This is a genomic window from Curtobacterium sp. MCBA15_001 (assembly GCF_001864835.1).
Taxonomy (GTDB): Bacteria; Actinomycetota; Actinomycetes; order Actinomycetales; family Microbacteriaceae; genus Curtobacterium.
Map to the genome: position 1 here is coordinate 296,035 of NZ_MJGI01000021.1, position 13,550 is coordinate 309,584.

Genomic DNA, 13,550 nt, shown 5'->3' on the forward strand with positions numbered 1-13,550 from the left:
GGCAGGGCACATGACACCCCCGAAGCACCCCTTCCGTTCGCGTCGCGCCCTGGTCACCGGAGCGAGCGGCGGGATCGGCGAGGCCCTCGCGCTGGGCCTGGCGCGCGCCGGCAGCGACGTCGTGCTCGTCGCGCGGTCGGCCGACCGCCTGCAGGCGGTCGCGGAACGGATCCGTCGCGACCACCGGGTCCGCGTCGAGGTGGTCGTGGCCGACCTGGCGACGGACACGGGTGTCGACGAGGTCATCGCGTCCATGGCCGGCAGCCGGGTCGACGTCCTGGTCGCCAACGCCGGGGTCGGTGCGACCGGCCCCTTCACCGACACCACCGACGAGCGGATCCGGACCCAGCTCGCGTTGAACTGCACGGCACTGACCCGGCTGGTGCACGCCTTCCTGCCCGGCATGCTCGAGCGTCGGGTCGGCGGGGTGATGACGGTCGGGTCGACCGCCTCGTTCCAGCCGACGCCCGGCATGGCCGTCTACGGCGCGACCAAGGCGTTCGTGCTGTCCTTCACCGAGGCGCTGTGGCAGGAGACCCGCGGGTCGGGCGTCCGCGTGCTGGCCCTGTGCCCGGGCCCGACCGAGACGGGCTTCTTCGCCGCGGCGGGTGGGGGATCCGTCATGGAGAGCGGCCGACAGTCCGCCGAGCAGGTCGCCGCGGTCGGGCTGCGCGCGTTCGCCAGGGCGGGCGGGCCGACGGTCGTGCCGGGTCTCGGCAACACGGTGATCGCCAACGCGCACCGGTTCGTGCCGCGGGGGCTGATGGCGCGCATGTCCGCGATGGTGACCGCCGAGCACTGAGCCCGGCCACGCGCCGGACGGGAGGCCCGGTGCCGGCCCGGCACCGAGCCTCCCGTCCGGTGGTCAGGCCGTGAACTGCTGGTAGAGCGCCGCCGGGTCGGCGGCGAGCGACGCCTTCACCATGGCGCTCCAGTCGTCGACGACGACCTCGAGCGCGTCGCGCTCGACCCCGTCGAGCGACGCCTTCGCAACGTCCAGCGGGTCGACCATCGAACCCTCGTACCCGGCCATGATGTCGGTGTCGGCCGCTCCGAGGTGCAGCCCCTGCACCGTGACACCCCGCCCAGCGAGTTCGAGCCGAACCGCGTTCGTCAGGTTCCACTCGGCTGACTTGGCGGCCGCGTAACCCCCTGAACCCGGGTAGACGAACCACGACAGGGCCGACAGTACGTTCACGATGCCACCGCCGCCGTTGCGCTCGATCACCGGGACGAACGCGCGCAGGACCTCGAGCGTGCCCCAGTAGTGCGTGTCCATCTCGCGACGCGCGTCGGTCAGGTCGTCCGTCAGCAGCGACCCCTGCGTGGCGATGCCCGCGTTGTTGACCAGCAACGTGACGTCGCCCGCGCGCGCGGCAGCAGCGGCGACCGAGGTCGAGTCGGTGATGTCGAGCGGCAGCACCTCGACCCCGGGGACGTCGACGAGCTCGGGGCGGCGGGCCGTCGCGTAGACCTTCGCTGCGCCCCGGTCGAGCAGTTCGGTGACGAAGCGGCGTCCGATGCCGCGGTTCGATCCGGTGACGAGTGCGACCGATCCGGTGATGTCCATGGTGTCCTCCTGCCGCCCGGGACCGTCCCTGAGCGACGGAGGTACGCTAAGACCTCACATGGACGTCAGGGGCAAGTGGTGATCGACGAACGGATGCGGATCGGGGACCTCGCGGCGCGCGCAGGGGTGAGCGTGCGGTCGCTCCGCTACTACGAGGAGCAGGGACTCCTGGTCGCGGAACGCACCACGTCGGGTCAGCGGACGTACGACGAGCCGGCGGTCGACCGCGTCCGGCTCGTGCAGCAGCTCTACGCCGCCGGGCTGTCGAGCCGGACCGTCGCACAGCTGCTGCCGTGCGTGGACGCCGGCCGGGCGACCGAGGAGTCCTTCGCCCTGCTGACCGCGGAGCGCGACCGGATCACCGCGCAGCTGGCGGAGCTCACGGCGGCACGGGACCGGCTCGACGAGGTCATCGCGATCAGCGAGCACCCGACGCCGGAGCACTGCCCGGCCCTCCGCTGACGCACCCCGGTCGACGGCATCAGCCGGGTGTCACGACCCGACGGTCCGCCGCACTCGACCGGACCAGGAACCCGGCGGCCACCGCGCCGGCGGTGTCGGCGGCCAGGTCCCCGATCGTGTCGTCGTACCCGACGAAGATCGACGAGTCCAGGTACGTGTGCCCGACCCACTCGCACATCTCCCACACGCCGCCGATCGCCAGGCCCGCGGTGCCCGCCAGCACCACGACGGTAGCGAGCGGCATCCGGCGGACGTCGGGGAGCGCTCGGACGTCCGATCCGATCACCACGACCAGGATGCTCAGTGCCCCGATGAGCAGGAAGTGCACGAGCTTGTCCCAGAGGAACACCGTCGTGTACCACTCGAGCACGCTGCTCCACCCGGCGACCAGGGCGAGCAGGCACAGCGCGGTGTCGAACGCCGGCCGGAGCCCCAGGATGCGCGGGACCACGACCCCGAGCAGGGTCAGCGCCATCACCGCGAACGCGATCGGACCCCACCCGACGGCCACGACCGGGATGCTCACGAGCGTCAGCACCCGCAGCGCGTCGGCGACGAGTTCGGCACCGCGGGGACGGCGGAGGAACGTCGGCCCGGCCGTGGCGACGAGGCCGCTCATGCGCGCTCCCACCGGAAGACGGCCGACACGGGGAGGTGGTCCGACGGCCAGACGCCCGATGGTCGCTCGGTCGAGATCCCCACGCGGTCGACCACCGGACGCTCCGTGTCGGTGCCGCGGACCAGGATCCGGTCGAGCCGAGGTCCGTCCGGCTTCGGCTGTCGGTAGGCGGCGTAGGTCCCCACGGGCTTCGGTCTGGCGTCGACCGGCGCGAGGTCCCACGTGTCGCGGAGTCCGGCCGCCGTCAGCACCCGCGCCGATGCCGAGCGCTCCCCGGCGTTCCAGTCGGCCATCACCACCGCGGGCAGCCCGACGGCGTCCACGTGGTCGGTGAGCAGCCGCGCGGACCGGACCTGGGCCAGCCTGGAGAACGGGTCGACGTGGGTGGCGACGGCGAGGAACGCGACGTCCGTCACCAGGTCGTGCAGGCCGACGAACACCGCGATCCGCGGGAAGGGCGCTCCCCAGGCACGGGAGCCGATGCGACTCGGGTCGGGCGCCAGCGCGATCGTCCGGGTGCGGTCGACGTGCAACCGCTCGGTGTCGACGAAGAACCCCACGTGCTCACCACCGGAACCCGGACTGCGGTCCGCGACCACCGGCTGCCACCGCGAGCCGAGCGTCGACGCGAGGTGCTGCACCTGGGTCGGGACGGCCTCCTGGACGGCCAGCAGGTGCGGCGCTGCGGACCGGACGAGCGCGGCGACCGCCGGAGCACGCCGGGTCCAGGCGTCCGGGTGACCACGGCGCAGGTGCGGCATCGGGCGCCGCACGTTGAAGGTCGTGCAGTGCAGCCCAGCGGTCCGGTCGGTCATCACGACACCGGCGTCCGAGGCCGTTCCGCGTGCCGGCGGGTCTGGCGCAGCACCGGGACCGGACGGGTGCCGACGAGCGCCCGGCGCATGATCCGAGCCGGGGAGAACGCCCGCAGCCCGGACCGCCAGAGCGTGCGGACCGCCTTGCGCGTCCGGACGACCAGGCCCCACGGGTCCTGCACCGGCGTGCCGGACACCGACACCACGAGCGAAGGGTCGAGCACCGTGCGCCAGGTCGGGTCGAACTGGATCGACAGGTCGACGTCGTCGTGCACCTGCGCGTCCTGCCGCTGGACGCGGTGCCGGACGGCGGTCCACGCGACGCGGCGCATGAGCATGTTCGAGCCGAAGAGCGGCGGGCGGCCCAGTGCACCCGTCATCAGCGTGAAGTACGCGCGCATGTAGGCGACGTCCCAGAAGGCGCTCGCGACGGGGCCGAGACCCCGGAAGTGGCCCGGGCCGGTGACGGCGGTGACGAGCGGGTCCTGGAACCACGCAACGGCGCGGACCAGCCAGTCGGCGGGCAGCACCGTGTCGGAGTCGACCCGGGCGATCAGGTCGGTGTCCGCGGCGTCGTAGCCACGGCTGGCCGCCGGCCAGATCCCACGCTGCAGCTCGTGCAACACGGTCGCCCCCGACGCGGCTGCGACCGCGGCGCTGTCGTCCGTGCTGCCGTTGTCCACCACCACGATCCGGTCGGGCCGCCGGACCTGCGCCGCGAGGGACGCCAGGCACGCCGCGAGCTGCTCCGCGTCGTCGAAGACCGGGATCACGACGGTCACGGTCAGCGGGGAGGGCATGCCTCCAGCCAACCAACCCGGTGCTGAGCGACCGTCGACCCGGCCGCTCCGGGTCCGCGCTCGCACCAGCCCCGGGCCTCCGCGAGAGTGGATGCGTTTTGCGGACATGTCGTCTCGTGGTCCCCGGGCAGCCTCGATCGCCACGTTCCCGCGCCCTGCGGTCATCGAGAGCAGCCCGTCGCAGTGCGCCGCCTGCGTGCACCACCAGGAATTCGTCCACGATCGAGAGGAAACCCATAGAGTCGAGAGGTCGTCGATTTCCCCGGCGGCATCGCATCCGCGGTCGCGGTCCAACCAACCGTGCCCGCCCGGACGAACGGACAACCGTGACGAAGTCGTCATGGCGGAAGCTGCTGGTCGTACCAGCCGTGCTCTCGCTCGCGCTCGGAGGAGCGCTCCTCACCGCAACATCCGCAAGTGCCGCACCGGGCAACCTGGTGGTCACGTCGCCGACCGAAGGCCAGACCACGACGAGCCGCGAGGTCGCCTTCACCGGGTCCGCGATCTCCGGCTCGAAGATCGTGATCCACCAGGACACGCAGACCGGCCCGATCCTCGAGACCATCAACAGTGTCCCGTCGAACGGTCAGTGGGCAGTCACCCACACCTACGCAGCCGATGCTCCGGTCGCGCAGACGATCTTCGTCGACGGTGTCGTCGGTGGCAGCGGGTTCAGCGACGCCAAGACGGTGTCGTTCAACCTCCTCGCCGCACCGGCGCAGCTCACGGTGACCAGCCCGACCGAGGGCCAGTACCTCGCGTCGCGCACCGTCACGGTGACCGGCACCGGCATCCCGACCGCCAACATCGCGCTCGTGCCCTCGGCCGGCGAAACCACGACCGGCATCCTCGTCGGCGCCGACGGCTCGTGGACCGGTCAGGTCACCTTCCCGGCTGACGTCGACCGCGCGCAGTCGATCGTGGTCAACCAGATCCAGGGCGGCGCCGGGCGCGGCAGCGTGACGGTGAACGTCAACCTGCCCGCCACGCAGACGCTCGTCGTGGCCACGCCCACCAACGGGCAGACGACGGCCTCGCGGACGGTCACCTTCTCCGGCACCGGCACCTCGGGGTCGGTCGTCACGCTCACGGGCGACTTCCCCCGCGTGCAGGCGAACGTCGGACCCGACAACGCCTGGACCGTCGACGTCACGTTCGCCGACGACGCTGCCGTCGCGCAGTCCGTCCGCCTGACCCAGGTCACCGGCGGCGTCGGCACCGGCGACGTCACGGTGGCGTTCTCGCTGCCCGCCGTCACCACGCAGCCGACCACCCCGGCGCTCGACACCCCGGTCATCACCTCGCCGAAGGACGGCGCCGCGCTCGTCGGCTCCACCGTCACCTTCGAGGGCACCGGCACCCCGGGCAGCAACATCCTCGTCGTCGCCGCACCGACCGACCAGGTCATGGCCCAGGCACAGTCCCGCGCCGCCGCGGAGCCCGCCGACCCGACCGACCCGATCGTGGTCGGTGCGGACGGCACCTGGTCCGTCACGCTCGCAGCCGAGCCCGGGGACTACACCGCCGTCGCGCAGTCGTTCCTGCTCGACGCGAACGGTGACCCGGTCCTCGACGAGAACGGCGACCCGGTGATCTCGGACCCGTCCGACCCCGTGCAGTTCACCCTGGCGGCAGCCGCCGCCACGAACCCGGTCGTCAGCGCCCCGGGCGCGGGCACCGGCACGGGAGCCGTCACGCCGAACGGCCAGCTCGCGTTCACCGGTGCGGACCTGGCTCCGGCCGGGATCGCAGCGGGTCTGCTCGCGCTGGCCGGCACGGTGCTCATGGTCGTCGCGCGTCGCCGCGCGCGCATGGCCTGAGGCACCGACCGCACACAGGAAGCCCCTCCGACCACCCGGTCGGAGGGGCTTCCCCCGTTGCTGCCGCTCCGTTCCTGCGCCAGGATCGGAGCATGGGTGGGGACGAAGGACACGGACCGCGCGTCGTCGCGGTGAGCCGGGATGACGAACACCGGTTCAGCAAGCCGCTGGTCGACGCGGTGGTGCTCGTCGCCGGGTGGGGCATCGAGGGTGACGCCCACGCCGGCACGACCGTCCAACACCGCTCCCGCGTCGCCCGCGACCCCTCGCAGCCGAACCTACGGCAGGTCCACCTGCTGCACGCCGAGGTGTTCGATGAGGTCCGGTCGGCCGGCTTCACCGTCGAGCCCGGGCAGATGGGCGAGAACATCACCACGCGGGACGTCGACCTGCTGGGGCTGCCGACCGGCACCGTCCTGCACCTCGGCGACACCGCCCGGGTCCAGGTCACCGGGCTCCGGAACCCGTGCCAGCAGATCAACGACTTCGAGCCCGGGCTGTTGCGCGCCGTGCTGGGCCGCGCCGAGGACGGCACCGTCGAGCGCAAGGGCGGCGTCATGAGCATCGTGCTCGCCGGCGGCACCGTCCGTCCCGGCGACCCGATCCGCGTCGAGCTGCCCGTCGGCGAGCAGCAGCCCCTGCAGCCGGTGTGACGATGGCGCTCGCGGAGCTCGACGACGAGCGGCTCGACTGGTCGGGCACGCTCCTGGTGGCCCGCGGCGACGAGCACGTGGGCCGTGGAGCGCAGGCGATGCGGTACCAGGCCGGCTCGATCAGCAAGCACGTGATGAGCGTCGTGGTGCTCGCCCTCGTCGCACGGGGCACGCTCGACCTCGACGCCCCCGTCGGCCGGTGGCTGCCCGACCTGCCGGAACGGCACCGGCCGATCACCCTGCGGCAGCTGCTCAGCCAGACCTCCGGCATCGGTCACTGGGGCCAGGTCCCCGGCCTGCCACCCGTCCTGGAGGCCCCACCCGAGCCCGCCACCCTGCTCACGATGGTGCGCGCCGCACCGCTCACCGCCCCACCCGGCGAGCGCTGGCGGTACAGCTCGCCGGCGTTCCTGGTGGTCGCGCAGGTCATCGAGGCCGCGACCGGGGACCGGTACGCCGACCTGGTCGCCGCGATCGTGACCGGTCCGGCCGGCATGACTGCGACCACCTCCGGCCGGTTCCCCGTCGGTGCGCCGGACGTCGCCGTCGGGCGCCGTGACGGCCGCGTGCTCGAGGTGCACCCCGGGTTCACCGCCCTGCCCGGCACCGGCGACCTGTGGACGACGACGACCGACCTGCTCCGCTACAGCCGTGCGCTCCGGAGCGGCCTGCTGCTCGACGCGGGTGCTGCGGCGCAGCTCTGGCACCGGTCGGCGACGCTGGACCCACCCGACCCCACCGACCGACCGGCCGCTGCGTCGGCCTACGGCTTCGGGACCTTCCTGGGACAGGTGCTCGGGCAGGACGCCTGGTTCGTCCCCGGCGACAACCTTGGGTACCAGTCGCTGCTCGCGTACGTGCCCGCGACGGACACCGACCTCGTGGTCCTCAGCAACCAGGAGTCCGGCGTCGACACACTGCTGCAGCACCTGACCCTGTGACAACCCCAGAAGTGGGTCCTGCGCACGAGCGGCGTTGCCGCTTCCATTGGTGGCGTGCGTGAAGCCCTTCCCCAGCCGACCCCGATCTCGGGGACCCAGCAACGTGTCCGTGTCATCGAGACCGCCATCGCCACCTACCGCGAGCTGGCGTTCCACCAGGTCGGGTACGAGCAGCTGGCCGAGCGGAGCACGCTGAGCACCGAGGAGATCCGAGCCCACTTCCCGAACTGGGACGGCATCGTCGTCGCCACGCTCGACCGGTGGAACACCCAGCGCACCCAGCCGCTGCTGCCCATCGCCGCGACGCACGGCACCGTCCGGCTCCTGCGCGCCATCGTGCAGGCCAACATCGAGGACCCGGCGCTGATGCGGTTCCTGACCGCGATGCTCAACATCTCCGCGACGCCCGGGCACCCGATGGCGGAGCAGCTGCAGGCCCGATGGCACGGCTTCCACTCGATGGTGCAGCAGAGCCTGGCGCGTGACGTCGCCGTGGGTCGCGAGCCGGCGACGATGGACCCGGCTCGCGGTGCGGAGCAGCTCATCGCGCTGTACGAGGGACTGCAGCTGCAGTCGATGGTCCGGCCGCGCATGGACCTGCTCGAGGCGTACGACCGGGCGATCACCCGGCTGCGGGACGGCTGGACCCGGGTCTACGTCCGTCCGGTGTGGGACCTCGACGACTCCATCGCGTAGTCGCCCCGCGCCGCGCCGTCGGTGGTCGCGACGTATCCTGACCCGTGGCCGCCGTGGCCCTCGGAAGGAACCGCAATGAGCATGGAAGGCGCGGCCTGGAGCTCGCTGTACAAGATCTCCACCGCCCAGGACGGCAAGCACGGGATCTCCCGCGCGTCGGTGAAGCGGATCATGACGTTCGCGGTGCCCTACCGGACCAAGCTGCTGGTCTTCATCGTGCTCTCCGTCATCGGGGCGTTCCTCGCCGTCGCGACCCCGGTGCTGGCCGGCCACGTGGTGGACGTCATCGTCGCCCGCGGCGCCCTCAGCACGATCGTGTGGCTCGCCGTCGTCATCGCCCTGGTGGCCGTGGCCGACGCCGGCACCTCGCTCGCCACACGCTGGTACTCGGCGCGGATCGGTGAGGGCGTGATCCTCGACCTGCGCACCGCGGTGTTCAACCACGTGCAGAAGATGCCGATCGCGTTCTTCACCCGGACCCGCACGGGCGCACTCGTCAGCCGGCTCAACAACGACGTGATCGGCGCGCAGCAGGCGTTCAGCGGCACGCTGTCCGGCGTCGTCACGAACGTCGTGGCGCTGGTCCTCACCCTGAGCGTGATGCTCACCACGTCGTGGCTCGTGACCGTGCTCGCGATCGTGATGCTCCCGGTCTTCCTGGTGCCCGCTCGACGCATGGGCAGCCGTCTCGCCGCGCTCCGCCGCGAGGCCGCCGACCACAACGCCGCGATGAGCACGCAGATGACCGAGCGCTTCTCGGCGCCAGGGGCCACCCTCGTCAAGCTCTTCGGCCGCCCCGACGAAGAAGCGGAGGAGTTCCGCGTCCGGGCTGCCCGCGTCCGCGACATCGGTGTCCGGATGGCGCTGCTGCAGTTCGTCTTCGTCACGGCGCTGACGCTCGTGTCGGCCCTCGCCCTGGCGCTCGTCTACGGGCTCGGTGGCGCGCTCGCCCTCGGCGGGCAGCTGAACACCGGCGACGTGGTCACCCTGGCGCTCCTGCTCACCCGCCTGTACGCGCCGCTGACCAGCCTGGCGAACGCGCGGGTCGAGATCATGAGCGCGGTCGTCAGCTTCGAGCGGGTGTTCGAGGTGCTCGACCTCGAGCCGCTCATCCAGGAGAAGCCCGACGCCGCGCGTGTGCCCGAGGGGCCGGTCTCCGTCGAGTTCGACGACGTCCGGTTCGCTTACCCGTCCGCGGACAAGGTGTCCCTCGCCTCACTCGAGGAGGTCTCCACGCTCGACACCCGTGGCGGGGACGAGGTCCTGCACGGGGTGTCCTTCCGGATCGAGCCCGGGCAGACCGTCGCCCTCGTCGGGACCTCGGGCGCCGGCAAGTCCACGGTCGCGCAGCTGCTCTCGCGCCTGTACGACGTCGACAGCGGCGCCGTCCGCCTGGCTGGCACCGACGTCCGCGACGTCACCTTCGCCTCCATGCGGAACACGCTCGGCATGGTGACCCAGGACGGCCACCTGTTCCACGAGACCATCCTGGCGAACCTGCGGTTGGCACGACCGGATGCCTCCGAGGACGAGGTCTGGGACGCCGTCCGTCGTGCGCGGCTCGAACCGCTCGTCCGCTCGTTGCCGGACCAGCTCGACACCATGGTGGGGGAGCGCGGCTACCGGCTGTCCGGCGGTGAACGCCAGCGGATGACCATCGCCCGACTCCTGCTCGCCCAGCCGCGCGTCGTCATCCTCGACGAGGCGACGGCAGCGCTCGACTCCACGTCCGAGGCCGCTGTGCAGGCTGCGCTGAGCGAGGCGCTCGAGGGCCGGACCGCGATGGTGATCGCGCACCGCCTCTCCACGATCCGCAGCGCCGACATGATCCTGGTGGTCGAGGACGGCTCGATCGTGCAGCGCGGGACGCACGAGGAGCTGCTGGCCGCGGGCGGTCGGTACGAGGAGCTGCACCGGACGCAGTTCGCAGTGCAGAAGGACGACGTGGTCGACGAGGGCGCGCTGAGCGAGGCGTAGGCGCGTCGGCAAGATCGGCGGCGGGTACGGTGCGCACATGGACGTCGTGAGTCAACGCGTGCTCGGCACGCTCGCTCTGGTCGGCGGTGTCGTGTTCGTCTCGACCTCCGTGCTCCGTGTCTTCCGACCGGAGGTCGACTGGCTGCTCGTCGTGCTCAACACCTTGTACGGCATCCTCCTCGTCGCTGCCGGTGTCCTCCTCTGGCGGTCCGCGCTCCGGCGCAGCCGGCGGGACGAACAGGCGCCGCACGACCGCTGACCGCGATCCCCGCGCGCGGCCTGGTCCGGGACCGGTCAGCGCTCCGCGTCCTCGCCGGCACGCAGCAGCGTCGGTACGAAGAGGCCGACCGCCAGCGCGAGCAGCGCGACCGCACCGGCGACGGCGAGCGCCACGCCACCCACCCGGCCAGCACCGCCGAGCACCCCGACCACCACGAACGCCACGGCCTGCACCCCGATCTGCACCACGGCGAACCGCACGGCAGCCGGCACCAGGGCACGGAGCTGCACGCGGGCGCGCCACGGGGTCCACGCCCAGACCAGACTCGTGGCCAGGACCAGGTGGGTCGCCAGGACCAGCACGGCGAGGTCCGCCCCCGACAGTCCTGCGACGGCGAGCTGCACGACGAGGAGCGCGGCGAACGGACCGCGGGGCACGAGCGCGGCGGCGACCGCGAGGCCCACCGCGACGACGAGCCACCCGTTCGCCCCGATCACGACGACCGATCCGACGACTCCTGCGACCAGGCCGAGCGCCCCGATCGTCCATGCCGGCACCGCGGGACCGATCGTTGGGGCGCCGGCCCGCTCGGCTCGCGACCAGACGCTCATCCGGCCCGCCGTGGACGACTGAGCAGCCGCAACTGCACCGCGGGCGAGTCACCCTCACCCGTCTGCCAGTGGATCAGCTCGACACCGGTCGCCGTCATATCGGTCAGCCGGTCGTCGCGCTCGAGGGTGAGGAGCCGGAACGCCGTGCGCTCGTACTTGTCCGCCGTGCTGACGTCGGGCATCGGGAGCACGTCCACCGCGACGACCCGGTGCCCGGTGGCCGCCCACGTCATCGCCATCGACGCGGCGCGGTCGTCGAGGAAGGTCGACACCACGACCACGAGCGACGCCGCGGGCACCAGTGGCATCCGCGCCGAGGACTCCGCGTCGCCGGCCGGGGTCACCGAAGCGATCGTCGAGCGCAACCGTTCCAGGTGCCGCGTCCCGCCGCCGGGTTCGACGGAGCGCGCCGAGCCGCCCAGGTCACGGAGACCCACCCGGTCCCCGGCACCGACGTACGCGGTCGCCAGGGAGACGGCGGCCTCGCGCGCGAGGTCGAGCGACGTCGCCCCCGAAGCTCCGTGCCGGGTGCCACCCCACCCGGTGACGTCGGTCCCGAGGTCGTCGCGTCCGTCGATGACCAGGACGACGAGCGCGTCGGCGGTGGCGAAGGACCGCCGCACGTAGAGGTCGCCCGGGCGCTCGGCTCGCCGTGCAGTGCGTCGCCAGTCGATGCGTCGGAGCCGGTCCCCGGGCGCGAACAGGGCGACGTCGCGGAACGCGCCTCCGTCGCCGGGGCGGGCGGAGTCGTGCGCGCCCGTGATGCCGGTCACGCGGTGGGGCATCGGCAGGTGCTGCATGCGCAGGTGCGGCGGCGGGACGACCGCGGCGGCGATCGGTCCGGGTTCCGGCACGGTGACCGCGGTGCCACCCCGCCCGAGCAGGGAGACGTGCGTGCGCAGGACCTCCTGTGGTCCGGAGTGCGTGACCGGGACCGTCCCGGCGAGCCGTTCCGCGCGCCGACGGTCGACCACGACGACGTGACGCCGGTCGCCCGCGACCCGGAACTCGACGGCGACGGCTTCGGCGGACGGCGGCACGGTCACCTCGGTCCGGTAGCCGACACCACGACCCGAGTCAGCGGGCGCCAGGGTCGTCGCGACGTGGACGCGGTCTGCGCCGGGACTCCTGCGGAACCCGAGTCCGGCGGTCACCAGGACGGGCAGCGCCACCACGGCGAGCTCGGGACGCCCCGTGAGCAGACCCAGGCCGGCCAGCAGGACCCCGGCGGCGAGCCCCGCGACCAGCGCGGGACTGCGCACCCAGGTCGGCGCGATGACGGGGCCGGGCACGGGGCGGGCCGGAGCCTCGTCCGGAACGCTCACCGCGCCTCCAGACCGGAGGCGCCGGACGCACGGGACGCACCGGACGCACCGGACGGACCAGACCCACCAGCGCCCGCGCCCACCACCGGCGGCCCCGGCACCTGCGCGACGATCTCGCGGACGATCGCCGCCGGGTCCACACCGTTCGCCCACGCCTGCGGCGTCAACGAGATGCGGTGCGCGAGCACCGCGACCGCGGTGGTCTTGACGTCCTCCGGCGTCACGAAGTCGCGCCCGTCCATGACCGCTCGCGCCCGCCCGACGAGCATGAGCGCCTGCGCGCCGCGCGGCGACGCACCGACCTGCACGTCGCGGTGGGTCCGCGTCGCGCTCGCGAGGTCGACGCAGTACAGCGCGATGTCCTCGTCGACGTGCACGCCCTCGACGCTCGCCTGCATCCGCAGCATCTCGGCCGCGCTGACCACGGCCGGCACCTCAGCGACCTCGTGCCGCCGGCCGACCCGGTTCAGCAGCACCCGCTGCTCGCCCTCGCGCGTCGGGTACCCGACGGACAGCCGCACCATGAAGCGGTCGAGCTGCGCCTCCGGCAGCGCGTACGTGCCCTCGTACTCGATCGGGTTCGACGTCGCGATGACGTGGAACGGCTGGGGGAGCGGGAAGCCCTCGCCCTCGACCGTCACCTGTCCCTCGGCCATCGCCTCGAGCAGCGCCGACTGCGTCTTCGGCGACGTCCGGTTGATCTCGTCTGCCAGGAACATCCCGGTGAAGACCGGCCCCGGCCGGAACACGAACTCGGCCGTCGCCGGGGCGTAGACGAACGACCCCGTGATGTCGGCCGGCAGCAGGTCCGGCGTGCACTGCAGCCGCCGGAAGTCAAGTCCGCACGCCGCGGCCAGGCTCCGGGCCGCCAGCGTCTTGCCCAGTCCGGGCACGTCCTCGAAGAGCACGTGGCCGCCCGCCAGGATGCTCGCGAACGCGAGTGCCAGCGGTTCCCGCATCCCGACGACGACGGCGCCGACCGTGTCCAGGACGTCCCGTGCGCGCGCGGCGACGTCGGTGACGGGCATCGGGGGATCGGAG

At 72.8% G+C, this 13,550-nt stretch carries 15 protein-coding genes; 8 read left to right on the forward strand and 7 right to left on the reverse strand.

Annotated elements, in window-relative coordinates; all coding sequences use genetic code 11:
- Positions 1–10: 10 nt before the first annotated feature.
- The gene (locus BIU90_RS07900; protein ID WP_071299664.1) at positions 11–802 is read left to right on the forward strand and encodes an SDR family oxidoreductase; all 792 of its coding nucleotides are present in this window, start codon (positions 11–13) and stop codon (positions 800–802) included.
- A 63-nt stretch (positions 803–865) separates the two neighbouring features.
- Here the strand turns inward: BIU90_RS07900 and BIU90_RS07905 are convergent, their stop codons facing one another.
- Positions 866–1,570, reverse strand: a complete 705-nt coding sequence (locus BIU90_RS07905; RefSeq protein WP_071299665.1) for an SDR family oxidoreductase — start codon at positions 1,568–1,570, stop codon at positions 866–868.
- A gap of 78 nt (positions 1,571–1,648) precedes the next feature.
- On the opposite strand from BIU90_RS07905, the gene BIU90_RS07910 reads away from it, so the two are divergent.
- Positions 1,649–2,032 (forward strand): MerR family transcriptional regulator, encoded by a 384-nt coding sequence (locus tag BIU90_RS07910; protein ID WP_254786975.1) that lies wholly within the window; start codon positions 1,649–1,651, stop codon positions 2,030–2,032.
- A 19-nt stretch (positions 2,033–2,051) separates the two neighbouring features.
- Here BIU90_RS07910 and BIU90_RS07915 read toward each other — a convergent pair whose 3' ends face one another.
- The 3 genes from BIU90_RS07915 to BIU90_RS07925 are packed head-to-tail and all read right to left on the reverse strand — an operon-like array spanning position 2,052 to position 4,266.
- Positions 2,052–2,651 (reverse strand): hypothetical protein, encoded by a 600-nt coding sequence (locus BIU90_RS07915; protein ID WP_071299793.1) that lies wholly within the window; start codon positions 2,649–2,651, stop codon positions 2,052–2,054.
- Positions 2,648–3,466, reverse strand: a complete 819-nt coding sequence (locus BIU90_RS07920; protein WP_071299666.1) for an endonuclease/exonuclease/phosphatase family protein — start codon at positions 3,464–3,466, stop codon at positions 2,648–2,650. The genes BIU90_RS07915 and BIU90_RS07920 overlap by 4 nt, the downstream gene beginning before the upstream one ends.
- On the reverse strand, positions 3,466–4,266 hold the full coding sequence (locus BIU90_RS07925; RefSeq protein ID WP_071299667.1) for a glycosyltransferase family 2 protein: 801 nt from the start codon (positions 4,264–4,266) through the stop codon (positions 3,466–3,468). The genes BIU90_RS07920 and BIU90_RS07925 overlap by 1 nt, the downstream gene beginning before the upstream one ends.
- Positions 4,267–4,592: 326 nt before the next feature.
- On the opposite strand from BIU90_RS07925, the gene BIU90_RS07930 reads away from it, so the two are divergent.
- From BIU90_RS07930 to BIU90_RS07955, 6 genes are all read left to right on the forward strand, one after another.
- Entirely contained in the window at positions 4,593–6,086 is a 1,494-nt protein-coding gene (locus tag BIU90_RS07930) for a hypothetical protein (RefSeq protein WP_071299668.1), read from the forward strand.
- A gap of 92 nt (positions 6,087–6,178) precedes the next feature.
- Positions 6,179–6,739 (forward strand): MOSC domain-containing protein, encoded by a 561-nt coding sequence (locus tag BIU90_RS07935; protein WP_071299669.1) that lies wholly within the window; start codon positions 6,179–6,181, stop codon positions 6,737–6,739.
- Between the two features lie 2 nt (positions 6,740–6,741).
- Entirely contained in the window at positions 6,742–7,680 is a 939-nt protein-coding gene (locus BIU90_RS07940) for a serine hydrolase (protein WP_071299670.1), read from the forward strand.
- A gap of 54 nt (positions 7,681–7,734) precedes the next feature.
- Positions 7,735–8,376: a TetR/AcrR family transcriptional regulator gene (locus BIU90_RS07945; RefSeq protein ID WP_071299671.1), complete on the forward strand. Its 642-nt coding sequence runs from the start codon at positions 7,735–7,737 to the stop codon at positions 8,374–8,376.
- A 75-nt stretch (positions 8,377–8,451) separates the two neighbouring features.
- On the forward strand, positions 8,452–10,353 hold the full coding sequence (locus tag BIU90_RS07950; protein ID WP_071299672.1) for an ABC transporter ATP-binding protein: 1,902 nt from the start codon (positions 8,452–8,454) through the stop codon (positions 10,351–10,353).
- Positions 10,354–10,390: 37 nt separating this feature from the next.
- The gene (locus BIU90_RS07955; RefSeq protein WP_071299673.1) at positions 10,391–10,612 is read left to right on the forward strand and encodes a hypothetical protein; all 222 of its coding nucleotides are present in this window, start codon (positions 10,391–10,393) and stop codon (positions 10,610–10,612) included.
- 35 nt (positions 10,613–10,647) lie between these two features.
- Here BIU90_RS07955 and BIU90_RS07960 read toward each other — a convergent pair whose 3' ends face one another.
- From BIU90_RS07960 to BIU90_RS07970, 3 genes are read right to left on the reverse strand one after another with little or no spacing between them, the layout of a single operon-like run.
- Positions 10,648–11,184 (reverse strand): hypothetical protein, encoded by a 537-nt coding sequence (locus BIU90_RS07960; protein WP_139195172.1) that lies wholly within the window; start codon positions 11,182–11,184, stop codon positions 10,648–10,650.
- The gene (locus BIU90_RS07965; protein WP_071299675.1) at positions 11,181–12,509 is read right to left on the reverse strand and encodes a DUF58 domain-containing protein; all 1,329 of its coding nucleotides are present in this window, start codon (positions 12,507–12,509) and stop codon (positions 11,181–11,183) included. Before BIU90_RS07965 ends, BIU90_RS07960 begins: the two co-directional genes overlap by 4 nt.
- Positions 12,506–13,537 carry a MoxR family ATPase gene (locus BIU90_RS07970; protein WP_083403790.1) on the reverse strand — a complete coding sequence of 344 codons (1,032 nt, stop codon included), beginning with the start codon at positions 13,535–13,537 and terminating at the stop codon, positions 12,506–12,508. The genes BIU90_RS07965 and BIU90_RS07970 overlap by 4 nt, the downstream gene beginning before the upstream one ends.
- Positions 13,538–13,550 lie beyond the last annotated feature (13 nt).